A 24,544-nucleotide genomic window follows, 5' to 3' on the forward strand; every position below is an offset into this window, starting at 1 on the left:
GAATCGATCACGCGAAAATGTGAACGCAGGACAGGGCTTGCGCGGCCCTGGCGGCTGCTTGTGCCCCGTCAGCTTTTTCCCCATGCTGCCGCCGCAACAGCAACGCAGGGCTCAGGAGGCAGCGATGTTTCAGAAATTCCTCAGCGGCAAGACGGCGGTGGTGACGGGTTCCAATTCGGGGATCGGATTGGGCATCGCCCATGAGCTGGCCCGCGCCGGCGCCGACATCGTCCTGAACAGCTTCACCGACGCGCCCGAGGATCATGCCCTGGCCGACAGCATGGCGCACGAGCACGGCGTCAAGGTGCGCTACATCCAGGCCGACATGTCGGACGGCGAGCAGTGCCGGGCGCTGATCGCGCAGGCGGGCACTTGTGACATCCTGGTCAACAACGCCGGCATCCAGCACGTCGCGCCGATCCCGGATTTCCCGGTCGAGAAATGGAACGCGATCATCGCCATCAACCTCAACTCGGCCTTTCACACCACGGCGGTGGCGCTGCCGATGATGCGCAAGGCGGGTTGGGGCCGGGTGGTCAACATCGCCTCGGCCCACGGGCTGACCGCCAGCGAGTTCAAGTCGGCCTATGTCGCGGCCAAGCACGGCATCGTCGGCCTGACCAAGGTGACGGCGCTGGAGACCGCGAAAGAGGCGATCACCTGCAACGCCATCTGCCCGGGCTACGTGCTGACCTCCATCGTGGAAAAGCAGATCCCCGACCAGATGAAGACCCACAACATGAGCCGCGAGGACGTGATCGCCAAGGTCATGCTGCAACGCCAGCCCTCGGGCCAGTTCGCGACGGTCGAGCAGATCGGTGGCACCGCGGTCTTCCTGTGCTCGGCCGCGGCCGACCAGATCACCGGCACCACCATCTCGGTCGATGGCGGTTGGACGGCGCTGTGACGCAGATCCTGACCTATCAGGCGGCCGCCGGCCGGCTGGATTGGTCGGATGCCGTCGAGGCGCTGCGGCAGGGCCACGTCCTGCCGCGGGCCCAGATCCGGGATGTGTTCCTGGGCCCGCCGACCGGCACGATGATGAGCCGCTCGGCCTGGATCGAGGGGCTGGGCTACGGCGCCAAGACCTTCACGGTCTTCGATGGCAATGCGGCGCGGGGCCTGCCGACGGTGCAGGGTGCGATGCTGGTCTTCGACAAGGACGACGGCGGGCTGCGGGCCATCGTCGAAAGCCGGCTGGTGACCGAGATCAAGACTGCCGCCGATTCCGTGCTGGGCGCGCGCCTGCTGGCGCGGCCGGACAGCCGACACCTGCTGGTCGTCGGCGCGGGCACGGTCGCGGCCAGCCTGGTCCGGGCCTATACGGCGGTGCTGCCGGGGATCGAGCGCGTTTCCGTCTGGGCGCGCCGGCCCGAGCAGGCGCGCGACCTGGTGGCGGCGCTGGACGGGGTCGCGGCCGAACTGGCCGCGGTCGAGGACCTGCGCGATGCGGTCGGGCAGGCGGATATCGTTTCCTCGGCCACCATGGCGCGGCAGCCGGTCATCCTGGGCGACTGGGTCCGGCCCGGCACCCATGTCGACCTGATCGGTGCCTTCAAGGCCGACATGCGCGAGGCGGACGACGCGCTGATGGCCAAGGCCGCGCTTTTCGTGGACAGCCGCGAGACCACGCTGGGCCATATCGGCGAGTTGATCCTGCCCATCGCCTCGGGCGCGATCACGGCCGAAAGCGTGCTGGGCGATTTCTACGACCTCGTGCGGCCCGGCGCCCGCCGGCGGCAGTCGGACGCGGAAATCACCGTCTTCAAGAACGGCGGCGGCGCGCATCTGGACCTGATGACGGCGGCTTACATCGCCCGGGCGATGGGCTAGCCCAGCCGGAAGTTCTGTTCGACCACCGCCTCCATCGAGACGTGGCTAGAGGTGTTGCCGACATGGGGCAGGGTCGAGATCTTTTCGGCCAAGATGCGCCGGAAATCGGCCATGTCGCGCGAGCGCACCTTCATCAGGTAGTCGCAACCGCCGGCGATCATGTAGCATTCCTCGACCTCCGGGATGGCGCGGACGGCCGCGTTGAACTGTTGCAGCGCCGCCTCGCGGGTGTCGTTCATGCTAACCTCGACATAGGTCACATGGGTCAGGCCCAGCTTCAGCGGTGACAGGATGGCGCGATAGCCGGTGATCAGCCCGATCTCTTCCAGATGCCGGATGCGCAGCGCCACGGGCGTCTTGGACAGCCCGACCTTGCGCGCCAGTTCCGCCACCGGGATTCGCGCGTTCTGCGTCAGTTCCGCCAGGATCTTGCGATCCACGCCGTCCAGCCTGTCGTCCATCCTGGAAACCGCCCCGAAAATGTTCCGTTCGACCATGTGAATGCACATCTTCAGGCGCATGGTCCATCACCTTTCTGGTATTCCTGCCCCATCGCAGCAGAGGAAGCGCCATGTCCAGCACCGCCCCGTTCACCACCGACGCGAAATTCGCCGATGAGGCGGCGCTGTTGCGGGACCTGGTCACGCAGGCCGCGCTGAGCCCCCAGGCGCGCGCGGCGATCACCGCCCGCGCCGCCGAACTGGTGCGCCGCATCCGCGACGAGGCGAAGCCCACGATGATGGAGCATTTCCTGTCGGAATACGGGCTGTCCACGCGCGAGGGCGTGGCGCTGATGTGCCTGGCCGAGGCGATGCTGCGCGTGCCCGACAAGATGACCATCGACGCGCTGATCGAGGACAAGATCGCGCCCTCGGACTGGGGCAAGCATCTGGGCGAGGCCTCGTCCTCATTGGTCAACGCCTCGACCTGGGCCTTGATGCTGACCGGCAAGGTGCTGGACGACGACCAGGCCGGCATCGCCGGCACGCTGCGCCGCGCCGTGCGCCGTCTGGGCGAGCCGGTGATCCGCACCGCCGTCGGTCGGGCGATGAAGGAGATGGGTCGGCAGTTCGTGCTGGGCCAGACCATCGACGCCGCGCTGGAGCGCGCCCGCCAGCGCGAGGCGCAGGGCTTTACCTACAGCTACGACATGCTGGGCGAGGCGGCGATGACCGGCACTGACGCCGCGCGCTACGACCGCGCCTATTCCGACGCCATCGCGGCGATCGCCAAGGCCTGCACCAAGGGCTCGGTCGAGGACAATCCCGGCATCTCGATCAAGCTGTCCGCTCTGCATCCGCGCTACGAGGTGGCGCAGGAGGGACGGGTGATGACCGAGCTGGTGCCGGTGGTGCTGAAGCTGGCGCGGCAGGCCAAGGCCGCAGGCATGGGCATGAACATCGACGCCGAGGAACAGGACCGGCTGGTGATCTCGCTCAAGGTGATCGAGGCGGTGCTGTCCGACCCCTCGCTGGCCGGCTGGGACGGGTTCGGGGTCGTGGTCCAGGCCTATGGCAAGCGCGCGGGCCAGACCATCGATTGGCTGCATGCGCTGGCCGAACGGCTGGACCGCCGCATCATGGTGCGGCTGGTCAAGGGCGCCTATTGGGATACCGAGATCAAGCGCGCCCAGGTCGAGGGCCTGCCCGGCTTTCCGCTGTTCACCAGCAAGGTCGCGACCGACGTCAGCTATATCGCCAATGCCCGCAAGCTGATCGGCTATGCCGACCGCATCTATCCGCAATTCGCCACCCACAACGCCCAGACCGTGGCGGCGGTGCTGGAAATGGCCGGCGACATCCGCTTCGAGTTCCAGCGCCTGCACGGCATGGGCGAGCGGCTGCACGACATCGTAATGCGCGACCACAACACCCGCTGCCGCATTTATGCGCCGGTCGGCGCGCATCGCGACCTGCTGGCCTATCTGGTGCGCCGCCTGCTGGAAAACGGCGCCAATTCCAGCTTCGTGCACCAGATCGTGGACGAGGCGGTTGCGCCCGAGGAGGTCGCCCGCGATCCCATCGCCGCGCTGCCCGAGGCCCGGCCGCCGCGTGGGCTGCTGGCGCCCGAGGCGCTGTTCGGCGCGTCGCGCCGGAACTCAGCCGGCTTCGATCTCTCGGACGCGCAGACGCTCGCCCGCATCGCCGCTGCCCGCGAGGGGACGATCCCCGATGCGATGCCGCTGACGGTTTCCGAGGCCACCGGCACGATGCAGGACGTGCTGAACCCGGCGACGGGCGAAAGGATCGCCGCGGTGCTGATGGTCGATGCCGAGACCGCCACCCGCGCCGTCGACGATGCCCGCAGCTGGGATGTGCCGGCCGCCGAGCGGGCGGCGGTGCTGCGCCGGGCCGCCGACCTCTACGAGGAGCATTACGGCCCCATCTTCGGCATCCTCGCCCGCGAGGCCGGCAAGGCGCTGCCCGACGCGGTGGCCGAGCTGCGCGAGGCGGTGGACTTTCTGCGCTACTACGCCGCCGAGGGCGAGGCCCATGCCGAGGCCCCGCGCGGCATCGTCGGCGCGATCAGCCCCTGGAACTTTCCGCTGGCGATCTTCACCGGCCAGATCGCGGCGGCGCTGATGGCCGGCAATGCCGTCATCGCCAAGCCCGCCGAGCCGACGCCCATCGTCGCCGCCTATGCCGTGCGCCTGCTGCATCAGGCCGGGGTGCCGAAAACGGCGCTGCAACTGCTGCCGGGCGCTGGCCGCGTGGTCGGCACGGCGCTGACCGCGGACGCGCGGGTGTCGGGGCTGGTCTTCACCGGCTCGACCGCGACCGCGCAGACCATCGCCCGCACCATGGCCGCGAACCTGGCGCCCGGCATGCCGCTGATCGCGGAAACCGGCGGGCTGAACGCGATGGTGGTCGATTCCACCGCCCTGCCGGAACAGGCGGTGCGCGACATCGTGAACTCGGCGTTCCGTTCGGCCGGCCAGCGCTGTTCGGCGCTGCGCTGCCTCTATGTGCAAGAGGACGTGGCGCCGCATCTGATCGAGATGATCAAGGGCGCCATGGACGAGCTGCGCATCGGCGATCCCTGGGCGCTGACCACCGATGTCGGCCCGGTGATCGACCCCAAGGCGCGCAACGAGATCGGCGACTACATCGCCGCGAACAGCAACCGCATCATCCACAGGCTGGCCGCGCCGTCGCAGGGCTTCTTCATCGCGCCGACCATGCTGAAGGTCGCGGGCATCAACGACCTGGAACGCGAGATCTTCGGTCCCGTCCTGCATGTCGCGACCTTCCGCGGCGATCAGCTGGACAAGGTGATCGCCGACATCAACGCCCGCGGCTTCGGCCTGACCTTCGGCCTGCACACCCGCATCGACAGCCGCGTGCAGGAGGTGTCGGACGCGATCCATGTCGGCAATATCTACGTCAACCGCAACCAGATCGGCGCGGTCGTGGGCAGCCAGCCCTTCGGCGGCGAGGGGCTGTCGGGCACCGGGCCAAAGGCCGGCGGACCGCGCTATGTGCCGCGCTTCTTCGCACCTGCGGCGCCGCCGGTCCCCGCCGGCACCTGGCAGGGCCTGGCCGACGAGGCGCGGCTGCGCGGCGCGCTGGCCGCCGCAGCCCCGAAGCAGATCGAGGAACGGCTGATGCCCGGCCCGACCGGAGAGCTGAACCGGCTGACCGCCCATCGCCGCCCGCCGGTCCTGTGCCTTGGCCCCGGCGCTGCGGCGGTTGCGGCCCAGGTGGCGGCGGTCGAGGCGCTGGGCGGCCAGGCCGTCGGCGCCGAGGGCGACCTGCCCCCCGAGGCGTTGACCCGGCTGCCGCAGCTTTCCGCCGTGCTGTGGTGGGGCGACGCGGCGCGCGGCCGCGACTATGCCCAGGCCCTGGCCCGGCGCGAGGGCGAGATCGTGTCGCTGGTGACGGCGATCCCCGACCTCGCCCATGTCGCGCATGAGCGGCACCTTTGCGTCGACACCACCGCGGCCGGCGGCAATGCCGCGCTGCTGGCCGGCTGAATTCAGGACATTGCCCCAAGGAGGCGTCCCATGAGCAACCAGTCATTCCTCGCCGACGTGAACGAGATGTTCGACGTCGCCGCCACCCGATGCGACCTGCCCGAGGGGCTGGCCGAGAAGATCAAGGTCTGTAACGCCACCTATGTCACCCGCTTCGGCGTGCGGCTGCGCGGCCGGATGCATACCTTCACCGGCTGGCGGGCGGTGCATTCGACGCATAGCCGCCCGGCCAAGGGCGGCATCCGCTTCGCCCCCGATGCCGACCAGGACGAGGTCGAGGCGCTGGCGGCGCTGATGACCTACAAATGCGCGCTGGTGCGGCTGCCCTTCGGCGGCTCCAAGGGCGCGCTGAAGATCGATCCCGCCGACTGGAACGAGACCGAGCTGGAAAAGATCACCCGCCGCTTCGCGCAAGAGCTGATGGCGCACGAATTCCTCAGCTCGGCGACCAACGTGCCGGCGCCGGACATGGGCACGGGCGAGCTGAACATGATGTGGATCGCCGACGAATACCGCCGCGCGCGGCCGCAGGACATCAACGCTTTGGGCTGCGTCACCGGCAAGCCGGTCGGCGGCGGCGGCATCGAGGGCCGCACCGAGGCCACCGGCCGCGGCGTGCAATATGCGATCCGCGAATTCTTCCGCCACCCCGCCGACCGCGCCCGGGCCGGGTTCCAGTCCGAAACCCTGGCCGGCCTCGCCTGCGTGGTGCAGGGTCTTGGCAACGTGGGCTTCCATGCCGCCAAGTTCCTGTCGCAAGAGGACGGCGTCCGCATCGTCACGGTGATCGAACGCACGGGCGTGGTGCGCAATCCCGACGGCCTCGACATCGACGCGCTCAAGGCGCATCTGGTGCAGACCGGCTCGGTCGAGGGCTTTGCCGGCGGCGCGGTCAGCCTGCCCGACATGGGCGCGCTGGGCGACGAATGCGACATCCTGATCCCCGCCGCCGCCGAGGGCGCGATCACCGCCGAGAACGCCGCCGCGATCAAGGCGGCGCTGATCGTCGAGGCCGCCAACGGTCCCACGACCAAGGCCGCGGACACCATCCTGCGCCAGGCCGGCAAGATCATCCTGCCCGACCTGTTCGCCAATGCCGGCGGCGTGGTGGTGTCCTATTTCGAATGGGTCAAGAACCTCAGCCACATCCCCTTCGGCCTGATGGAGCGGCGGCTGGAAGAGGACGAGCACAGGCTGCTTGCCCGCTCGCTCGAACAGATGACCGGCCGGGACTTTCCCAGCGAGCACGCCGGCTTCCTGGAGGCGCGCAGCGAGATCGCGCTGGTGCGCTCGGGGCTCGACGACATCATGCGCGCGGCCTATCGCCGCATGAGCGCGCTGTGGAACCGCCCCGACGGCGCCTATCCCGACCTGCGCACCGCCGCCTATGTGCTGGCCATCGACGAGGTCGCCCAGGCCTACAAGGCCATCGGTCTCTGACGGCTGGCCTGTGCGGCGGGGTGGACGCGGCGGGGCCTTGAACGGTGTGCCCTGCCTTGCTTCAGGCCGATCTTCTGCGAAAGCCAGGACGGCTTTGGCCGCCTCGCGCACTTGCAGTCCGATCTGCCAAAGCTGGGTGTGAAACGCCGGAGTCCGGTCTGATGGTCCTGGATGGGCCGAAGGCCGGCATGGCGCGGCCGGATCCGGGCCTTGCCAAGTCGGCACGATGTGTTTCACTATGCCCATCGGCAGCACAGGACCGGGCTGCATTGCCGGCAAGGGGAAGGCCGATGGATATTCGTTATGTCTGCTCCGAGGACGAACGCAGGACCGACGCGGTCCTGGCCGCCGTCGCCGAAAGGGCAGCGCAGCAGGGCATCGCCCTGGCCGGCACGGTGCAGCCGGTCGATCCCGATGTGCCGCCGGAAAAATGCCATATCGTGCTGGCCCTGCTGCCGGACGGCGAGCGGCGCGACATCAGCTATCCGCTGCAGCCCGGCCATGAGGGCTGCCGGCTGAACCCCGGGGCCCTTGAGGAGGCCGTCGTGGTCGTCCAGCGCCGGTTGCCCGGTGCGCAGGCGCTGGTGGTGAACAAGTTCGGCAAGCAGGAGGCGGCCGGTCGCGGCCTTGTCCATGCCATCGGCGAGGCCTGCGCCCGGGGCATCCCGGTGTTGATCGGGGTCTCGCCCGCCTTGCTGGATGCCTTCCTGGATTTCGCCGACGGCCGGGCAGAGCGGCTGCCGGCCGAAGAGGCGCCGATATTCGACTGGCTGCGGACGGGCTGCGCCGCTTCCGCCGCCTGATCCCGATCAAACCAAGGAGACACGCCATGAAACTCAGCGCCCGCAACATCCTGCCCGGCACCGTGACCGAGATCGTCACCGGGGCGGTGACCAGCCATGTCCGCATCGATCTGGGCGGCAGCACCGTCACCGCCGCGATCACCAACGAGGCGGTGAAGGAACTGGGGTTGAAGGTCGGCTCTCGGGCTTCGGCCGTGATCAAGGCCTCCGACGTGATGGTCGGTGTGGACGACTGATCGGTGTCCCGCAACGCGTGAGGCAGCTTCCCGCAGTTTCACTTGCGTGACCGGGACCGAGCGGAGTCATGCGATGTGGTCGTCCGCCCGGAGCTGGTTGCGGAAGCCCGGGAACAAGACCCGGGCCAACTCCTGCGCCCTGTGCCGCTTGCCGCTGCGGACCACCCGTGAAACCAGCGTCGGGCCTCAGGCCCAGAGCGCCCACAGCGCGAACAGCGGCGCATCGCCCGATCGCATGGCGTGCACGATCCCCGGAGGATTGTAGAAGCTGCCGCCCATGCCCGGCTCGAACCAATCGGAATCGCCATGCCGGAACTGGCCCGGCGACAGCACCAGATAGGTTTCCTCGGGCGCGTGATGGTGGTCTGGATAGCGCGTCTGCGGTGCAAGAACGCTAAGACCCAGCCAGAGGTCGCGACGGTCTTCGATCCCGGCGGGTCCCAGCAGCATGGCGTTGGCGTGGCTTTCGGCGAAATTCGCGCTGGCGGTGTCGCCGCCGCTGTGGCGGCGCCAGCAGAGCAGCGGCGACAGTTCCCGCAGTGCCGCGAACAGCGCCGCCAGGTCCGCTGCCTCGGGCGGATCGTCGAGCACGCGGTCGAACCATTCGCAGACCGGCAGGCGCGCGGGCTTGGCGCCGGGCGCGGCGACGGTTTCCCAGGCGGCGGCAATGCGCTCGACCGAGGCGGGAGAATCGCCGTCGTGGGCGCGGGCGCGCAAGGCGGGCAGCGCTGTGTCCAGCAGGCTTTGCAGGGGTGCGGGGCGGGTCATGGCGTCCTCCTTGGCCGGTCGTTGTCGGCCGGTTCGATCCCGGCAGATTGCCCGGACGTGGAAGGCGAGTCAAAGCCGGGGTGTTGAACGGATTGGAACAAGGTTCCCGCTTCTCCACCGACCCGGAGGCAGAGCACGGAATTCCGATCGACTTCGACCATCGTTCCATGGCGCCCCAGGCCATTGCCGACTCTCGCGCGGCCGGCTGGATCAGGGACCTGAAGCTGGAAGGCGGAGGTCATGGCGTCGGTCAGGTGGACGCAGACTGCAGGCCGCGCTGGAAGATCGCAGCTGCCGCTTCATTTCGCCCGTTTTCGACAACCTGAAACCCGATGGCGGCGCAATGCGCATCCGGGGCGTGAGGCTCGTAAACGACCTGGCGCTGCGTACCGCGCCGCCTGCCGCCGAGCCGGAAGCCAACGCCTATCTGCAAGCCGCCGATTGAGGACCGGGCCGGGATCGCGCAATTCTCGTCCCTCGGGGGACATCTCTCCGCCGCGGCGGAACTCTCTGGACCTGTCGCGGTTTGGTGCCGCTCCTTTGATAGCATAATGTGCAGCAAGGGAGACGAACTATGGGCGTCGAGGTCGCGGACGACGCAATCCGCATCATGGGATGCGAAGACGGAGCTGCTAAGAACGCTTATTGCGGGGCAAGTGCGGCAATCGGCGGCGATTAGCGTGCCCAGAGGCGGTCTGAAATGGCGGAGGGGATGGGCCTGGCGTCCAACCTTCTCCATCTACTGAATTATTGTTTTCAAATAATTTCTAGACCATCTCGGCAGCATGGACCCATCCGCAAAGACTGCTGCGCGGCGCGGATTGACCGCGATAGGGACGCGGCCCCGGCATTTCAGTCGCGGCGGGAAACCTCCTTCTGATATCCGCGCTCGCGCTCCGGCCAGGTGCTCTTGATATAGGCGAGGACAGCCCGGATCTCGGCGTCGCCGAGGACATCGGCAAACCCCGGCATGTCGCTCTCATAGCCGCCCCCGACAATGGCGGCCGTGCCTTCCTTGACGATGCGGAACAGGATGTCATCGGGATGGTGCCATGTGTGGCCGCCGGCATCGTGCGGTGGCGCCGGGAGACGCCCGGACGGAAGCGGCGTCTTCCAGTCGGGCTGCCCCTCAAGCTGCGCACCGTGGCAGGACGCGCATTGATCCGCATAGACCTGCCGGCCCTGTTTGATGACTTCTGCAGACGCCGCGGCGGTGGACGCAGTACGGACCTGATACCATCCGACGAAGATCGCCAGGATCAGGCCGCCGAGGAGCAACCCGAGCCACAGAATATCGCGGAGTTCTTTGCGCATGAGTTGCATGATTGATGGCGAGGAATTTCTATTGGATACATGCCGAGGATGAATTTCTGCCAGAGGCGCGACGCTGGGGGCAATGGACATTCCCGTGACCAGCGCCTATCTTTCCGGCATGTTTTCGCGCCTTGTTGCCATGCTTGCCGTACTCGCGATCGCCGTTATGACGACGGTGACGTCCGCGCATGCGGCGGGCTTGAGCACAGAGCCCGATCACGCGGCGCATGTCAGCGAGATAATGCAGATTGCGGCCGGCAGCGACCATTCCTGTGATGGCGATCAGCACTGCGGATCGATCGACGCCGAAAGCTGTGAACTGCTATGCGTAGGTCTTTCGGTCTTCCTGACCCCGCCGAGCGAAGGCTCGGGCCGTGATTACGCGCCTGCCGGCCATGACTTCCCCACCGGCGTCATCCTCGCCAGTCGGGCACCCGGGCTGAACGAACGCCCTCCCAAGCTCCGTCTCCTCTGATCGCGTCCGGGCCACGAGGCCCGCGGCGTCCTATCGGTTTTGATGAACGGGACTGCTGTCCCGAGGAGACGACCATGAATACCCTTTCACGACGCGGCTTTCTTGCCGCTGGTGCCGCCGTGCTGGCCTCTGCGCATCTGCCCCGGATCGCGGCGGCGCAGGGTCTGGCCCCGCTGCCTTTGCACGCCGCCAGCCGGGTGATCGATATCGACGGTCGCGCCGCCACCGTCTGGGGTCTGGCCGGGCTGGCTGGACAGGGCCTGACGCTCGATCTTGGCGCGCGGTTCCGGGTGGATCTGCACAACGATCTCGATGTTGACACGCTGATCCACTGGCACGGCCAGATCCCGCCCAACGCACAGGATGGCGTGCCCGACATGCCCTTGCCGATGCTCGCCCCCGGCGAGACACGCAGCTATGATTTCGCGCCGCTGCCCGGCACCTATTGGATGCACGCGCATGTGCCGCTGCACGAGATGCGCCTTCTGGCAGCACCGCTGATCGTGCGCAGCGCTGAGGACGTCGCCGCCGACCGGCAGGAGGTGGTGCTGTTCCTGCATGATTTCTCGTTCAAGGCGCCCGAGGAAGTGATGGCCGAGATCCTCGATGGCCACGGGACCGCAGGTGGTCACGGAGGCAACCATGGCGCGGGCATGGGCGGCATGGCGGGTATGGATCATGGCGCCATGGGGAACATGCCGATGGGGGGCATGAATCACGGCGCGATGGGCGGCATGGCGGGCATGGGTGCCGCGGGCGGCATGGCGATGGACCTCAACGATTACGACTGGGACGCCTATCTGGCCAATGACCGCACGCTGTCCGACCCCGAGGTGGTGCAGGTCGAACGCGGCGGGCGCATCCGCCTGCGGGTGATCAACGCCGCCGCTGCGACGGTGTTCTGGATCGAGACCGGCACCGCGCAGGCCCGGCTGGTCGCCGTGGACGGACATGCGGTTCAGCCGGTTCCGGGAACGCGCTTCGGCCTGGCGATGGGCCAGCGACTCGATCTGGAGATCGATCTGCCGCAGCAAGGCGGCGCCTGGCCGATCCTCGCGCTGCGGGAAGGCGCGCCCGAGCGCACTGGCTTGATCCTTGCTACGCAGGGCGCCGAGGTCCGGCGCATCGACCCCATGGCAGAGGCCGAAGCCCCCGCCTTCGACACCGACCTTGCGCAGGAGCAGCGTCTGATCGCCGCCGACGCCCTGCCGGATCGTCCGGTGGACCGCAGCCACATGGTGATGCTGGGCGGCACGATGCAGCCCTATGTCTGGACGATCAACGGGGCCGTCTGGGGCCAGCATCGTCCAATAGCCGCGCGCAGCGGTGAGCGGGTGGTGCTGTCATTCCATAACATGTCGATGATGGGTCACCCGATGCACCTGCATGGGCATGTGTTCCAGGTCGTCGGGCTGAACGGACGTGCCGTCCGGGGCGCGCTGCGCGACACGGTCTATGTGCCGCCGATGTCGATGGTCGATGTAGCGCTCGACGCCGGCGAGGCCGCGCGCTGGATGCTGCATTGCCATCACATGCCGCATCTTGAGACCGGCATGATGACCGAATTTACCATCAGCGCATGATCGTATGATGCTGGGGGCGCCCATGCCAGCGCCCCCAGCGGGAAATCTGCAAAGGGCAATATTCCAAGCCTCCTGATCGCCTCTTGACCTTCCAGCGGTTGGAAAGTGCAGAACAGGTGAAACGCAAGCTCAGGATGAAACGCCGAGGAGGCGTAAAAATGAACAGCAAGATCGAACACGATCACCAGAACCGCGCTCATTCGGCCAACGATCATCGGCACGATCACACGCATGACCACGCCGCCGCGTCGGACACAGCCCACAAGGTCAAGGACCCGGTCTGTGGCATGATGGTCGACCCCCACACCACCGCCCACAGGACCGACCACGGCGGCCGACCGTATTACTTCTGCTCGGCCGGGTGCCGGGAAAAATTTCTGGCCGATCCGGAGCGCTACGTCGACCCTTCGGCGACGGAGGCCAAGGCAGAACCGGTTCCCGAGGGGACGACCTACACCTGCCCGATGCACCCCGAGATCCGGCAGGTCGGCCCGGGGTCGTGCCCGATCTGCGGCATGGCGCTGGAGCCGGTGCTGGTCAGCCTCGATACCGGACCGAACGAAGAACTGATCGACATGACGCGCCGGTTCTGGATCGGTCTGGTGCTGACGCTGCCGGTGTTCGTGCTGGAGATGGGCGGCCACCTTCTCGGTCTGGACCACCTCATCAGCCAGCGGACGTCGAACTGGATCCAGATGCTGCTGGCGACACCGGTCGTCCTCTGGGCGGGCTGGCCCTTCTTCCAGCGCGGCTGGCAGTCGCTGGTCAACCGCAGCCTCAACATGTTTACCCTGATCGCCATGGGCACCGGGGCGGCCTGGGTCTACAGCATGGTGGCGACACTTGCGCCCGGCATCTTTCCTGACCAGTTCCGGCAAGCCGACGGCTCGGTCGCGGTCTATTTCGAGGCGGCGGCGGTCATCACCGTCCTTGTCCTGCTCGGGCAGGTGCTGGAACTGCGCGCCCGCGAGAGCACCAGCGGCGCGATCCGGGCGTTGCTCGACCTTGCCCCCAAGACTGCCCGGATCATCCGTGACGACGGCACCGAGGAGGAGGTGCAGCTCGATACCGTTCAGGTCGGCGACCGGTTGCGGGTCCGGCCCGGCGAGAAGGTGCCCGTCGATGGCGAGGTGCTGGAAGGCCGCAGCGCCGTCGATGAATCGATGGTGACGGGCGAGTCGATGCCGGTCACCAAGGAGGCCGGCGCCACCGCCATCGGCGGCACCATGAACCAGTCCGGCGCGCTGGTGATCGGGGCGAAGAAGGTCGGCCGCGACACCATGCTGTCGCAGATCGTCCAGCTCGTCGCCGAGGCGCAGCGAAGCCGTGCGCCGATCCAGCGGCTTGCCGACCAGGTGTCAGGCTGGTTCGTCCCGGCGGTGATCGTGGTCGCGGTGCTCGCCTTCATCGCCTGGTCGTTCTGGGGGCCGGAGCCGCGCTTCTCCTTCGGTCTGATTGCCGCAGTGTCGGTCCTCATCATCGCCTGTCCCTGTGCGCTGGGGCTGGCAACGCCGATGTCGATCATGGTCGGCGTCGGCCGTGGCGCACAGGCGGGCGTGCTGATCAAGAACGCCGAGGCGCTGGAGCATATGGAGAAGATCGACACCATCATCGTGGACAAGACCGGCACGCTGACGGAAGGGCGCCCCGCCGTCACCGCCATCGTGCCGGCGCCGGGGTTCACCGAAGAAGAGGCGCTGCGGCTTGCCGCCAGCGTCGAGCGGGCCAGCGAGCATCCACTGGCACTCGCCATCGTGCGCGCCGCAGAGGAACGGGGCATCGCGACCGCACCGGTTGCGGATTTCGACTCGCCCGCCGGCAAGGGCGCCTATGGCACGGTCGAGGGCAAGCGCATCCCCCTCGGCAACGCCAAATTCCTCGCCGAACAGGGGGTCGATGTGGCGCCGCTGGCCGACGAGGCCGACCGGCTGCGCGAGGATGGGGCGACCGCGATCTTCATGGGCGTGGACGACCGCGTCGCCGCGATCTTCGCCATCGCCGATCCGGTCAAGCCCTCGACGCCCGAGGCGCTGGCGGCGCTGAAGGCGCAGGGCATCCGGGTTGTCATGCTCACCGGCGACAACTGGACCACCGCAAAGGCGGTCGCCCGTCAGCTTGGCATTGACGAGGTCGAGGCCGAGGTGCTGCCAGATCAGAAGAGCGCGGTCGTGCAGCGGCACAAGGCGGCGGGCGAGGTTGTGGCAATGGCCGGCGATGGCGTCAACGACGCGCCGGCGCTGGCTGCGGCGGATGTCGGCATCGCCATGGGCACCGGCACCGATGTGGCGATGGAAAGCGCCGGCGTCACCCTGCTGAAGGGTGATCTGACCGGCATCGTCCGGGCGCGCAAGCTCTCGGAAGCGGTCATGGGCAACATCCGCCAGAACCTGTTCTTCGCCTTCATCTACAACGCATTGGGTGTGCCGATCGCGGCCGGGGTGCTGTATCCGTTCTTCGGCATCCTTCTGTCGCCGATCATCGCCGCCGCCGCCATGGCGCTGTCCTCGGTCAGCGTGATCGCCAATGCAGCTAGGCTGCGGAGGGTGAAGCTGTGACGATTTGCGGAGCCATCAGCCGGCCCGCACGGGCGCCGCTCAACCCTTTCCTGCGTCGCGCCCGGACCGTGACGGCGAGACAATCCGATCCATGCAACGAGGTCTGACGATGAGAAACGATCACTGCATCAGCCGACGCGCCATTCTGGCCGCTGCCGGCGCACTTCCCCTGCTGATGGCCACGGCAAGGTGGGGGCAGGCAGAGAACCTGCCACTGGTCAGCGTCAGCAAGGATCCCTCCTGCGGCTGCTGCGACGGCTGGGCTGCGCATATCGAAGCCGCAGGCTTCCCGGTGCGGGTTGTGGAATCCGCTGATATGGCCAGCCTCAAGCGGCGGCTCGGTGTGCCGGCCGATCTGGCATCGTGCCATACCGCCGAGGTCAACGGCTATGTGGTCGAGGGCCATGTGCCCGCCGCCGCGATCCGACGCCTGCTGGCCGAGCGGCCCGACGCGGTGGGCCTGGCCGTTCCCGGCATGCCCGCCGGCTCGCCCGGCATGGATTTCCCCGGCGTCGACCCCGAACCCTATGAAGCGTTCCTGTTCGGCCCGACCACGCGGAGCTTTGGCCGCTTCCTCGGCCCGCGGGAAATCTGACACGGGGTATACCGACATGACCGACCGGCTTGAGAATGATCCGAAACAGCACCTGACCGAGGCGGATCGCCTCCGTCAGCGGGGCTGTCTCGCGGCGTTGAGTAGAGGGCGGGTTCGGCGAGCGCCCGTTCCGCTGATCCGTCTCACTGCCCGGCGGCCCGGGCCAGAATCGCTTCCAGTCCGGCGTCTGACCGATCAGAACTGTGCAACGGCATCGGCGCCTCCCGCATCCTGCGCCCATCACGCCTCGGCCAGTATCTCGAGACAGGCGCCGTCCTCGCTGGGCCTGGGGTCTTCCTTCAGATCGAAGATCCGCGCGTCGATGACGGCGCGCCATTCCGAGGTGATGGCGCGGGTTTCGACGCTGGTGCGGATGGTGAGGACGGCGGGCGATTTTGACACCAGCCGCGCCTGCATCACGGCCTCGGAGCCGCGCAGGTAGGGGGGTGAGATTGATCCGAACGCGACGGTTCGAGAGGCCGATGCGAAGCCGGTCGAAGCAGAGCTGGCAACAGCGCTAGCAGAGGAGATTCGCGCCGTCGAGAAAGGCAACGATGACGTCAAACGCCGCACGCCTTTGCGCAGGACTCCGCCGCGCTGGCGTTGGCGATGGTCAGGCTTGCGAACGGCCACTACCCGGCTCTCGGCCCACTCTAGTTCAGGATTGTCTACGGCCTGCCGCTCGGCCATTGCGAGGGCTCGTGTCACCTCGAGCGCCTCGATCTCCTCTTTGGCCTTCGTGAGGGGATCGCTGCGGAAGCCCCGCCGCACCTGCAGCCGACATATCTGTCACTGGTGAAGCAAGCCCGTGATGTGCGCGAGGCTATCGCCACCTTCGGGGGGCATCTTCACCGAAATCAGGTTCTCGGACGGCAATCGACGCCTGCGGAAACAGCCTATATCGCGAAAGGGAAGTTTCCGCATTTGCGAGCTTCAGGCGTGACGCCCACAGCGCGCGGAGTTGCCTGACAAAAGCACCCATGCCGCATGAAACGAAAACCTGACCGCCCCGATGTTGCCAACGTCGTCCATGAGCGTCGCGCAATCTTTACACGATTACCGGAAAAGGACACCAAGCTGGCTGTGGCGCGGGTTCGTCTGCGAGAACTGATAGAATAAGGCAGAAGCGGGATGACCGACGGGACGGGTACGGCTGAAACGAGACCGGCTCAGGGAACTCCGGGCGAGGTCTTTGCAGCCTTTTTCAAGCTCGGCCTGACCTCCTTCGGCGGGCCGATCGCGCATCTGGGCTACTTCCGCGATGAGTTGGTCATCCGACGGGGATGGCTGTCGGATCACGCCTACGGCGATCTTGTGGCGCTGTGCCAGTTCCTTCCCGGCCCGGCCTCGAGCCAGGTCGGTTTTGCTCTGGGAATGATGCGCGCGGGCTGGTTGGGCGCGCTGGCCGCCTTTGCCGCCTTCACGTTGCCTTCGGCGCTGGTGTTGCTGGTCTTTGCGATGTCGGCGGCATCCATCTCGGGTTCCCTTGGAACCGGGGCGCTGGACGGGCTCAAGATCGTCGCCGTGGCGATTGTCGCGCAGGCTGTCTGGGGCATGGCAAAGAACCTCTGTCCCGACCGGGAACGGGCTGCGATCGCGGTGGGCGCGGTGGTCATGCTGGCGTTCCTGCCGGGCGTTTTCGGGATGGCCGGCGCGATCCTGCTGGGCGCGGTTGCCGGTCTGGCGCTTGGCCGCGGGTCGGGGGTGCCGGTCGGCGGCCATGTCGCGATGCCGGTGTCGCGCGGGGGCGCGGCCGCAGCAATCACTGCTTTTTTCGCCCTGCTCGTTCTGCTGCCGCTTCTTGCTGGCCAGAGCCAGGGGTTGGCGGTGATCGACAGCTTCTATCGCGCCGGCGCGCTGGTGTTCGGAGGCGGCCACGTCGTGCTACCGCTTCTACAGGCCGGGGTCGTCGCACCCGGCTGGGTCACATCGGACCAGTTTCTCGCCGGATACGGAGCGGCGCAGGCGGTGCCTGGGCCGCTCTTCACCTTTGCCGCCTACCTCGGTGCGGTGCTGGAGCCTCAGCCGAATGGCGTAGCCGGGGCGGTCATTGCGCTTCTTTCAGTGTTCCTGCCCGGCTTTCTGATCCTGATCGGCGTTCTGCCTTTCTGGGATCGATTCCGCGCCATGCCACAGGCCCGATCGCTGATGCAGGGCGCCAATGCCGCCGTCGTCGGCATTCTCGGCGCGGCGCTCTATTCGCCCGTCTTCACCAGCGCCATTGGAGACTTGCGTGACTTTGCGCTGGCGCTAGCCTGTTTCGTCCTGCTGATGGCCTGGAGGACCCCGCCATGGATGGTGGTGCTCATCGCCGCTGCTGGCGGGATGGGACTCGCGCTGATCGCCTGAACTTCGGGGCGGCAGCGGCGTCAGGATCGCTTCGACCTCGGCGTCGGGCATCCGTATGAAGCCTTGGCGGGATTGCGGTGGTGTCATCGGATCCTCCTTCTGCCGGTTAGCCGATCTTGTAGCCCCAGAAGGACGTGTGATCGGCGGCAAAGTAGCCGTCCGCGATCCGGAAATATCCCCGCAGCTCGACAGTATCGCCTGCGGTGAGCGGCGCCATCGTCTGCAATCCAAGTGCTGTCGCGAGCGTGATATGGGCCGCCGACCCGGACCCGACAAGCGCGGGGACCGCAGGAGACGCCGGACTGTAGGCCGGATCGAGCGCGGCGGTGGGGATGGTGGCGAACCCGCTCGGAGCCCACCAGGCCGGCTCGAGCTTTCGCCGTCCGCGCGGCCGCGCATGCGGCTGCGTTCATTCAGAGGCGTGTCGGAGGTGGGCTACTCTGGCACGCCCACCCAAAGTGGTTCGATCCTGGAAGCAAACAGCAGGAGATTCAGGCTGCCAGCGCCGTCGGCAGCGCAGGTGTTGAACGGCTTGCAATAAGGACCCCGCTTCTGGGGTGATCGGCGTCCAAAATGGACCCCACCGACCGGGGGTTGGGTCCATTGTGCCTTCGATGATTATCGGAGGCCGAGCACGGGATGCTGATCGTGGAGACAATCGCAAAAATCAGGCGGCTACATTTCACCGAGGGCAAGGGGATCAAGACGATCTGCCGTGACCTGAAGCTGTCGAAGAAGGTGGTGCGGAAGGTGATCCGCACCGGGATTACCGAGTTCACCTATACCCGGACGGTGCAGCCGCGCCCGAAGCTGGGTGCCTGGCTGGGGGAACTCAACCGGCTGCTGGAGGTCAACGCCGCGCGGTCCAGCCGGGAACGTCAGTCTCTGATACAGATCTACGAAGAACTGAGCGGTCTCGGTTATGAAGGTGGGTATGACGCGGTGCGCCGCTACGCCTCGAACTGGGCACGCACTCAGAGTTCAGGCGCTTCTGCCGCCTTCGTGCCCCTGAGCTTTGCGCCCGGTGAAGCCTATCAGTTCGACTGGAGCCACGAGGTTGTGGTGATCGATGGGGCGACCACCACCATCAAAGTGGCCCATGTTCGCCTGTGCCACAGCCGGATGTTCTTTGTGCGGGCCTATCCGCGCGAGACGCAGGAGATGGTGTTCGATGCCCACGACAGGGCTTTCGCCTTCTTCAAGGGCACCTGCACCCGCGGGATCTACGACAACATGAAGACGGCGGTGGAGACCATCTTCACCGGCAAGGAACGCCTCTACAATCGTCGGTTCCTGCAGATGGCCAGCCATTATCTGGTCGAACCCGTTGCCTGCACCCCTGCTGCGGGTTGGGAGAAAGGCCAGGTGGAGAGCCAGGTCGGCACTGTCCGTCAGCGGTTTTTCGCGCCCCGCGTCAGGGTCAAGAGCTACGAGGAACTGAATGCCTGGCTGCTGGACAAGTGCATCGCCTCGGCCAGAACCAGCAAGCATCCGGAGCTGACGGACAAAACCGTCTGGCAGGTCTTCCAGGAAGAGCGCCCGCACCTTGTCCCCTATGCCGGGCGCTTCGACGGATTCCATTCACTGCCTGCGGCGGTGTCAAAGACCTGTCTCGTGCGCTTCGACAACAACAAATACTCCGTCGCGGCAACGGCTGTCGGGCGGCAGGTCGAGATCAGGGCCTATGCTGAGCGGATCGAGATCCGGCAGGAGGGCCGACTGGTCGGAGACCACCCGCGTCACTTCGGCCGGGACCGAACGGTTTACAATCCCTGGCATTATGTGCCTGTTCTGCTTCGCAAACCCGGGGCGCTGCGTAACGGCGCACCGTTCAAGGACTGGGTTCTTCCCGGAGCTCTTGAACAGATCCGCCGCAAGCTGCAGGGCTCCTCAGATGGCGACCGCCAGATGGTGAAGGTCCTCGGCGCTGTGCTGACGGAAGGGATGCCTGTGGTTCAAAAGGCATGTGCCGAAGCTCTCTCGCAAGGCGTCCATTCTGCCGATGTAATCCTCAATATTCTATCCCGCAGGCGAGATCCGGAACCACCACCGCTTCTGCTGACCTCTCCGGCCTTGCAGTTGACCCATGAGCCTGTGGCGGACTGCGCCCGTTATGATCTGCTGCGGAGGGCCTGCTGATGGATCGTGCTGACATCATGGCTGCAATGGGCGAGTTGAAGCTCTACGGGATGCGCGCCGCTTATGACGAACTCATGGCGGTGGCTGTGCGCCGCCAGCACGAACCCCGCCAGATCGTTGGAGATCTTCTGGCCGCCGAGATCAACGAGAAGAAAGCGCGGTCGGTCAAATACCAGATCACCACCGCCAAGCTGCCCTATGCCCGGGAGATCGAGGAGTTCACCTTCGATGACACCCCAATCAACGAGACCCTGGTGCGAGATCTGGCCAGCGGGGAGTTCCTCAGCCAACAGCGCAATGTCGTGCTGGTTGGCGGCACCGGGACCGGCAAGACCCATATCTCTGTGGCCATAGCGCGCGCGGTCATCCGCAATGGTGCCCGGGGCAGGTTCTTCAATGTCGTCGATCTGGTGAACAGGCTGGAGGCCGAGGCCCGTGCCGGACGGGCAGGCCGGCTTGCAGAACATCTGATGCGGCTCGACTTCGTCATCCTCGATGAACTCGGATACCTGCCATTCGCGCAGTCCGGCGGCCAGCTGCTGTTCCATCTGATCAGCAAGCTCTATGAGCAGACTTCCGTCATCGTCACCACCAACCTCGCATTCGGGGAGTGGCCGACCGTCTTCGGAGACGCAAAGATGACCACCGCGCTGCTCGACCGGCTCACCCACCACTGCGACATCGTCGAGACCGGCAACGACAGCTGGCGCATCAAAACCCGAGCCTGAACACCCTCCAAAACGCAGGCCCGCGTCGGCTGCGCCAGCTGGAAAGCTACGCCGCCACGGGCCTGCTCACCCGCGCGCCAAAGGGGTCACTTTTGGACGCCGATCAGGGGGCCCGTTTGAATGCCGATTGACACTCCTGGCGCGGGGGCCAGTGCTCAGCCCCGCCCGTATAACCCCCGAAAACAACGGAAAAATCCGCCAGCAATCGGATCGGGAGAACGCTTTCGCGAGGGCAAGTGGCGGAGGGGATGGGCCTGTCGTCGAACCTTCTCCACTCTAACTCATTGTTTTTGTTATCAGGACCGGCAGCGCGGTACATCAATCTACAGTGGGTCCGTCTGCCCAGGGTCGAGAAGCCGAAACAACTTCCTAGCGAAATGCCCAAAATGTTGCTATCCTCCGACTCGTTGCGGTCGGAAATATTGAGGTGCGACTGCAGGCGTGGCTTGAACATTTCGGAGTCATGTGATGCCAGATGAATGGATGGTGCGACGGCAGACCACGAGCGGTATCTGTCACGTTCAGCTCAAGACAGCTAGTCCTTTGGGCTCTGATCTTGCTGGCCCATTTTCTACACGGAAGGACGCGTGCGAAAAGGCGTCGGAATTGTACGATTCGTCAGGCACCGACTCTAGTAAATGTAGTGGCTATGGATCTGGAACAGCGTCGGCATGCAAGAATGACGGCATCAAACTGCCTTAGTTTGCACAATATTCACGCCAGACGGCGCATCGTGTAGATCGAATCAGACGTTGGAAGCTTAGGGAGAATGCGTCATGACCTTTGACCTCGCTGACTTAGAGCGCCGACTGAACGAAAATCAAGATTTGCAGTCAGATTTCATGAAGGACCCAACTTCCGTCCTTGAGCGCGAAGGCATCGTAATGACGCCAAAGATGAAGGAGAATCTTCAGAAGTTTGTACGCGAGATGCAAGATCCAAAGTTCGCGGCTTCCGGTGCCAGCACGGCCGCGCAGGGTGGGATAATGATTAGCATTGGAAAATCATTTTAAAGGATGACCGATGAATGCGAGATCGATCTCTGAAAGATTGTTAGTCTCCGACGCGCTTCTTGTCATGCCACCCTTTGCGGGTATTGATCGGCCTTCGCTCGGGTTGCATCTGCTTCAAGCGTGCGGGGCCAAAGAGGGTCTGAAGGTCAGTGTCGCTTACGCCAACATCTCCTTCGCAAATAGAATTGGCGCTGAACTCTACGAAGCCATATGCTTTGCACCGACGGCCGCGTTGCTCGGTGAGAAGATTTTTGCTCCCGCTGCATTTGGTACGAAACCAACCGACAGGTCCAGCGAATCCTCTTTCCGTCGCGCCGACGTCAATGATCCGCTCAGACGTTTCTGTGCCGACCTTAGTGAAATTCAGGAAGAGGCAACTTCGTTCGTCCGCGACTTCGCGGAGTGGGCTACCTCCGGAAGCGTCAATGTCTTCGGGTGCACCACGACCTTCGAGCAAACGGCTGCATCAGTCGCTCTGCTCCAGGCCATCAAGCGACTTCGACCCACCGGAAAGACGCTTATCGGTGGAGCCAACTGCGACGGAGCCATGGCAGCCGGCGTTGCCGATCTGACACCCGCGATCGATCACGTCTTTGCAGGTGAGTCGGAACTGACGTTCCCCCGTACCCTAAAGAGTATCTTAGCCGGCGAACCTGTCGTGGAACGAGTTGTGGCAGGGCAACCCTGTCGCGATATGGAAGCACTCCCAACACCTACTTTTGCTGAATACTACGAGCAGCTGAACGGAATTGTGGAGTTGGGCGGGCAAGTTGCGAGTGAGACCCTTTGGCTGCCATATGAAGCCAGCCGTGGGTGCTGGTGGGGCGAAAAAAACCACTGCACCTTTTGTGGAATCAATGGAAGCGGCATGGCTTTCAGACAGAAATCTGCTGAAAAGGTAGTGAAAGAAATAACGGAACTCTTAATTAAGCATCCCAATGGAAAGATATTGTTCACTGATAATATAATGCCAAGCAATTATTTCGATTCCCTTCTCCCGCAGCTTGAGAAGATTCGCGATAAGCTACATATCTTTTACGAGCAAAAGGCCAACCTTACGCTATCGAAGGTCGAGCAGCTGGCAAGCTCGGGCATTAGGGTAATCCAGCCAGGTATTGAATCTCTTTCGACGTCGCTTCTGCGTCATATGCGAAAGGGCGTTTCGGCTGGACAGAACATCGCCCTGCTCCGCTACGCCCTTTCATTGGATGTCTCGGTAAATTGGAATCTTCTCCATGACTTTCCCGGAGATGAAGAAATCCAATATTTGGATATCATTGAATTAATTCCAAAGTTGTATCACCTCAACCCGCCCACGGGCTTTTGCCAGTTGAGCATTGATCGCTTCAGCCCCTACTTCGACGCGGCAGAAAAATTCGGCATAACAAATGTGAGGCCTATGGAGGCTTATTACGACGTATACCCGAGCGACGTCGATGTTAATAGGATAGCATACCACTTCGTAGGAGACTACGAGAGCGCGAGCAGGCGCAGCCCGGCGCTGGCCGCCCGCTTAGAAACCTTGGTCGAGGATTGGCGAAGGGAGTGGACTGAGCGAGCCGGTCGCCGTCCAATGCTGCACCTCGCCGAACTGAGCGAAGATCTGTTTATCCTTTTTGACACGAGGTTTGGTGAGGACCGACGGTCTGTTCGCTTCATCGACGAGGACAGGGCCAGACTGGCGCTAAGCCTTCAACGCCCGGGTGCCTGGCCAGAAGTCGACGTCGATTGGGCGACAAACGTGGCGCAAGTCTCTCTTCATATCGACGGATTGCTCGTTCCGCTCGCGGTAGCCGAGCCAGAGCTGCTCGCTCGGTTTGAGGGCGATAGGCTTTCCGGTCCCCGGCTGGATGCGATGCCACTCCCCGCAAGAGAAGATCGATGGAAAGAGCAGGCAGCGACCTAAGATCTGAATACCTGCGGGATGGAGTGACGGTTGCACGAGCAGTGCTGGACAGCGCCGCGGTGCGGACCTTACGCGAGGAAATTGAGAAGTTTGTTGCTGCTCCTCATTATCTTTGGAAGGATCAAACGCGCAGTGCCGACAAGAACGGTAGATTTCTCGTTGGTGCTTTCATGTGGCGCTGGAGTAAAGTAATTCGTAACATTGCTCTGGAATCGGCCATACCGCATCTGGCAAGCGATGTTCTCGGTGGGGAGCGGGTTCGCCTATTCTACGATCAGTTGTTTTTCAAACGAGCAGGAACCATAACACCTACCCAGTGGCATCAGGACCTTCCATTCTGGCCCTTCACTGGCGAACAGATCCCGAGCATTTGGATCGCCGTTACTCGGGTAGATCGGAACGGTAGCGCTGTAGTCTACAAGCGTGCGAGCCACCTTTTGGGGCCAATGCTCCGCCCCGTTGATGCATTCGAGACTTGCTCGACCAAGGTCGAGGCAACCCCTGTAGAACGCTCTTCTATGGACACCGATGACCTAGATCTCGTCAGCTTTGAGCTTGAGCCCGGAGACGTTGTGCTACACCATCCGCTCGTCATTCACGGTGCCGGAGCGAACAAGTCCCAGAGTGATCGCATAGGGTTGTCCATAAGATATCTGGGCCCGGACGTGACTTGGAGTGCGCGCCAAGGCGCAATGTTTGTTCCAGGAGCAACGGGACATTTGCGTGACGGCGATGCGGTTGCCCTGGAAGAGGTGTTTCCTTTAGTGCGAAGTACGTGACTTTGTAAGGCCCGGCGACCGTTTCGTCTCTCTCTGCATCATGGGACGCTATGCG

The 24,544-nt window shown here is 64.9% G+C and carries 23 protein-coding genes; 18 read left to right on the top strand and 5 right to left on the bottom strand.

Annotated features, from left to right (window positions below; translation table 11 throughout):
• The first annotated feature begins 124 nt into the window (after positions 1-124).
• Both JCM7685_RS06840 and JCM7685_RS06845 read left to right on the top strand, forming a co-directional pair.
• A complete protein-coding gene (locus JCM7685_RS06840; RefSeq protein ID WP_074970869.1) occupies positions 125-907 on the top strand; it encodes a 3-hydroxybutyrate dehydrogenase in 783 nt (260 codons plus the stop codon).
• Complete coding sequence (locus JCM7685_RS06845; RefSeq protein WP_074970892.1) at positions 904-1,833, top strand: ornithine cyclodeaminase family protein; 930 nt, start codon at positions 904-906, stop codon at positions 1,831-1,833. The genes JCM7685_RS06840 and JCM7685_RS06845 overlap by 4 nt, the downstream gene beginning before the upstream one ends.
• On the opposite strand, the gene JCM7685_RS06850 is transcribed toward JCM7685_RS06845, so the two are convergent.
• On the bottom strand, positions 1,830-2,294 hold the full coding sequence (locus tag JCM7685_RS06850; protein WP_074970894.1) for an Lrp/AsnC family transcriptional regulator: 465 nt from the start codon (positions 2,292-2,294) through the stop codon (positions 1,830-1,832). The two genes, JCM7685_RS06845 and JCM7685_RS06850, sit on opposite strands and share 4 nt — an antisense overlap.
• Positions 2,295-2,404: 110 nt before the next feature.
• Here JCM7685_RS06850 and putA point away from each other — a divergent pair, with 110 nt between their 5' ends.
• The 4 genes from putA to JCM7685_RS06870 all read left to right on the top strand — a co-directional run bounded on the left by putA (position 2,405) and on the right by JCM7685_RS06870 (position 8,285).
• The gene (gene putA, locus JCM7685_RS06855) at positions 2,405-5,806 is read left to right on the top strand and encodes a bifunctional proline dehydrogenase/L-glutamate gamma-semialdehyde dehydrogenase PutA (protein ID WP_074970872.1); all 3,402 of its coding nucleotides are present in this window, start codon (positions 2,405-2,407) and stop codon (positions 5,804-5,806) included.
• Positions 5,807-5,836: 30 nt separating this feature from the next.
• The gene (locus tag JCM7685_RS06860; RefSeq protein ID WP_074970874.1) at positions 5,837-7,246 is read left to right on the top strand and encodes a Glu/Leu/Phe/Val family dehydrogenase; all 1,410 of its coding nucleotides are present in this window, start codon (positions 5,837-5,839) and stop codon (positions 7,244-7,246) included.
• 290 nt (positions 7,247-7,536) lie between these two features.
• A complete protein-coding gene (locus JCM7685_RS06865; protein WP_074970876.1) occupies positions 7,537-8,049 on the top strand; it encodes a DUF2478 domain-containing protein in 513 nt (170 codons plus the stop codon).
• Between the two features lie 26 nt (positions 8,050-8,075).
• On the top strand, positions 8,076-8,285 hold the full coding sequence (locus JCM7685_RS06870) for a TOBE domain-containing protein (RefSeq protein WP_074970878.1): 210 nt from the start codon (positions 8,076-8,078) through the stop codon (positions 8,283-8,285).
• Between the two features lie 186 nt (positions 8,286-8,471).
• Here the strand turns inward: JCM7685_RS06870 and JCM7685_RS06875 are convergent, their stop codons facing one another.
• Positions 8,472-9,053: a dimethylsulfonioproprionate lyase family protein gene (locus tag JCM7685_RS06875; RefSeq protein ID WP_074970880.1), complete on the bottom strand. Its 582-nt coding sequence runs from the start codon at positions 9,051-9,053 to the stop codon at positions 8,472-8,474.
• 83 nt (positions 9,054-9,136) lie between these two features.
• Here JCM7685_RS06875 and JCM7685_RS19840 point away from each other — a divergent pair, with 83 nt between their 5' ends.
• Positions 9,137-9,379: a hypothetical protein gene (locus JCM7685_RS19840; RefSeq protein WP_139218142.1), complete on the top strand. Its 243-nt coding sequence runs from the start codon at positions 9,137-9,139 to the stop codon at positions 9,377-9,379.
• Positions 9,380-9,905: 526 nt separating this feature from the next.
• On the opposite strand, the gene JCM7685_RS06880 is transcribed toward JCM7685_RS19840, so the two are convergent.
• Positions 9,906-10,367: a c-type cytochrome gene (locus tag JCM7685_RS06880; protein WP_083412962.1), complete on the bottom strand. Its 462-nt coding sequence runs from the start codon at positions 10,365-10,367 to the stop codon at positions 9,906-9,908.
• Positions 10,368-10,461: 94 nt separating this feature from the next.
• Between JCM7685_RS06880 and JCM7685_RS06885 the strand changes: the two genes are divergently transcribed.
• Both JCM7685_RS06885 and JCM7685_RS06890 read left to right on the top strand, forming a co-directional pair.
• Positions 10,462-10,842 (top strand): hypothetical protein, encoded by a 381-nt coding sequence (locus tag JCM7685_RS06885; RefSeq protein ID WP_231964697.1) that lies wholly within the window; start codon positions 10,462-10,464, stop codon positions 10,840-10,842.
• A gap of 74 nt (positions 10,843-10,916) precedes the next feature.
• Complete coding sequence (locus JCM7685_RS06890) at positions 10,917-12,425, top strand: multicopper oxidase family protein (RefSeq protein ID WP_074970884.1); 1,509 nt, start codon at positions 10,917-10,919, stop codon at positions 12,423-12,425.
• Here the strand turns inward: JCM7685_RS06890 and JCM7685_RS19845 are convergent.
• Positions 12,371-12,658: a hypothetical protein gene (locus JCM7685_RS19845; RefSeq protein WP_170848985.1), complete on the bottom strand. Its 288-nt coding sequence runs from the start codon at positions 12,656-12,658 to the stop codon at positions 12,371-12,373. The two genes, JCM7685_RS06890 and JCM7685_RS19845, sit on opposite strands and share 55 nt — an antisense overlap.
• On the opposite strand from JCM7685_RS19845, the gene JCM7685_RS06895 reads away from it, so the two are divergent.
• Positions 12,584-14,980, top strand: coding sequence for a heavy metal translocating P-type ATPase (locus JCM7685_RS06895; RefSeq protein ID WP_074970886.1), 2,397 nt, complete (start codon positions 12,584-12,586; stop codon positions 14,978-14,980). The genes JCM7685_RS19845 and JCM7685_RS06895 overlap by 75 nt on opposite strands.
• A 109-nt stretch (positions 14,981-15,089) precedes the next feature.
• A complete protein-coding gene (locus JCM7685_RS06900; RefSeq protein WP_074970888.1) occupies positions 15,090-15,575 on the top strand; it encodes a DUF411 domain-containing protein in 486 nt (161 codons plus the stop codon).
• A 240-nt stretch (positions 15,576-15,815) separates the two neighbouring features.
• On the opposite strand, the gene JCM7685_RS20215 is transcribed toward JCM7685_RS06900, so the two are convergent.
• The gene (locus JCM7685_RS20215; RefSeq protein ID WP_231964698.1) at positions 15,816-16,265 is read right to left on the bottom strand and encodes a head-tail adaptor protein; all 450 of its coding nucleotides are present in this window, start codon (positions 16,263-16,265) and stop codon (positions 15,816-15,818) included.
• Between JCM7685_RS20215 and JCM7685_RS20710 the strand changes: the two genes are divergently transcribed.
• The 7 genes from JCM7685_RS20710 (at position 16,251) to JCM7685_RS06940 (ending at position 24,489) form a co-directional block, all read left to right on the top strand.
• Positions 16,251-16,544 (top strand): DUF924 family protein, encoded by a 294-nt coding sequence (locus JCM7685_RS20710; RefSeq protein WP_408634326.1) that lies wholly within the window; start codon positions 16,251-16,253, stop codon positions 16,542-16,544. The two genes, JCM7685_RS20215 and JCM7685_RS20710, sit on opposite strands and share 15 nt — an antisense overlap.
• A gap of 162 nt (positions 16,545-16,706) precedes the next feature.
• On the top strand, positions 16,707-17,924 hold the full coding sequence (gene chrA, locus JCM7685_RS06915) for a chromate efflux transporter (protein ID WP_074970890.1): 1,218 nt from the start codon (positions 16,707-16,709) through the stop codon (positions 17,922-17,924).
• A gap of 639 nt (positions 17,925-18,563) precedes the next feature.
• The gene (gene istA / locus JCM7685_RS06920; RefSeq protein WP_090271472.1) at positions 18,564-20,063 is read left to right on the top strand and encodes an IS21 family transposase; all 1,500 of its coding nucleotides are present in this window, start codon (positions 18,564-18,566) and stop codon (positions 20,061-20,063) included.
• On the top strand, positions 20,063-20,791 hold the full coding sequence (gene istB / locus JCM7685_RS06925; protein ID WP_028030902.1) for an IS21-like element helper ATPase IstB: 729 nt from the start codon (positions 20,063-20,065) through the stop codon (positions 20,789-20,791). Before istA ends, istB begins: the two co-directional genes overlap by 1 nt.
• A 776-nt stretch (positions 20,792-21,567) precedes the next feature.
• On the top strand, positions 21,568-21,804 hold the full coding sequence (locus JCM7685_RS06930; protein ID WP_074971111.1) for a hypothetical protein: 237 nt from the start codon (positions 21,568-21,570) through the stop codon (positions 21,802-21,804).
• 10 nt (positions 21,805-21,814) lie between these two features.
• Complete coding sequence (locus JCM7685_RS06935) at positions 21,815-23,710, top strand: RiPP maturation radical SAM C-methyltransferase (protein ID WP_074971109.1); 1,896 nt, start codon at positions 21,815-21,817, stop codon at positions 23,708-23,710.
• A complete protein-coding gene (locus JCM7685_RS06940) occupies positions 23,686-24,489 on the top strand; it encodes a phytanoyl-CoA dioxygenase family protein (protein WP_074971107.1) in 804 nt (267 codons plus the stop codon). Before JCM7685_RS06935 ends, JCM7685_RS06940 begins: the two co-directional genes overlap by 25 nt.
• The last annotated feature ends 55 nt before the right edge of the window (positions 24,490-24,544 follow it).

Origin of the sequence: Paracoccus aminovorans, from assembly GCF_900005615.1 — a bacterium.
GTDB classification, from domain to species: Bacteria; Pseudomonadota; Alphaproteobacteria; order Rhodobacterales; family Rhodobacteraceae; genus Paracoccus; species Paracoccus aminovorans.

Coding starts and splice junctions, on each gene's coding strand:
- JCM7685_RS20215 (WP_231964698.1), bottom strand. CDS start 16,265: ATGGCCGAGCGGCAGGCCGTAGACAATCCTGAACTAGAGTGGGCCGAG.
- JCM7685_RS06865 (WP_074970876.1), top strand. CDS start 7,537: ATGGATATTCGTTATGTCTGCTCCGAGGACGAACGCAGGACCGACGCG.
- istB (WP_028030902.1), top strand. CDS start 20,063: ATGGATCGTGCTGACATCATGGCTGCAATGGGCGAGTTGAAGCTCTAC.
- JCM7685_RS06840 (WP_074970869.1), top strand. CDS start 125: ATGTTTCAGAAATTCCTCAGCGGCAAGACGGCGGTGGTGACGGGTTCC.
- putA (WP_074970872.1), top strand. CDS start 2,405: ATGTCCAGCACCGCCCCGTTCACCACCGACGCGAAATTCGCCGATGAG.
- JCM7685_RS06930 (WP_074971111.1), top strand. CDS start 21,568: ATGACCTTTGACCTCGCTGACTTAGAGCGCCGACTGAACGAAAATCAA.
- istA (WP_090271472.1), top strand. CDS start 18,564: ATGCTGATCGTGGAGACAATCGCAAAAATCAGGCGGCTACATTTCACC.
- JCM7685_RS06880 (WP_083412962.1), bottom strand. CDS start 10,367: ATGCGCAAAGAACTCCGCGATATTCTGTGGCTCGGGTTGCTCCTCGGC.
- JCM7685_RS06935 (WP_074971109.1), top strand. CDS start 21,815: ATGAATGCGAGATCGATCTCTGAAAGATTGTTAGTCTCCGACGCGCTT.
- JCM7685_RS06870 (WP_074970878.1), top strand. CDS start 8,076: ATGAAACTCAGCGCCCGCAACATCCTGCCCGGCACCGTGACCGAGATC.
- JCM7685_RS06860 (WP_074970874.1), top strand. CDS start 5,837: ATGAGCAACCAGTCATTCCTCGCCGACGTGAACGAGATGTTCGACGTC.
- JCM7685_RS06875 (WP_074970880.1), bottom strand. CDS start 9,053: ATGACCCGCCCCGCACCCCTGCAAAGCCTGCTGGACACAGCGCTGCCC.
- JCM7685_RS19845 (WP_170848985.1), bottom strand. CDS start 12,658: ATGCGTGTGATCGTGCCGATGATCGTTGGCCGAATGAGCGCGGTTCTG.
- JCM7685_RS06890 (WP_074970884.1), top strand. CDS start 10,917: ATGAATACCCTTTCACGACGCGGCTTTCTTGCCGCTGGTGCCGCCGTG.
- JCM7685_RS06900 (WP_074970888.1), top strand. CDS start 15,090: ATGAGAAACGATCACTGCATCAGCCGACGCGCCATTCTGGCCGCTGCC.
- chrA (WP_074970890.1), top strand. CDS start 16,707: ATGACCGACGGGACGGGTACGGCTGAAACGAGACCGGCTCAGGGAACT.
- JCM7685_RS06940 (WP_074971107.1), top strand. CDS start 23,686: ATGGAAAGAGCAGGCAGCGACCTAAGATCTGAATACCTGCGGGATGGA.
- JCM7685_RS06895 (WP_074970886.1), top strand. CDS start 12,584: ATGAACAGCAAGATCGAACACGATCACCAGAACCGCGCTCATTCGGCC.
- JCM7685_RS06850 (WP_074970894.1), bottom strand. CDS start 2,294: ATGGACGACAGGCTGGACGGCGTGGATCGCAAGATCCTGGCGGAACTG.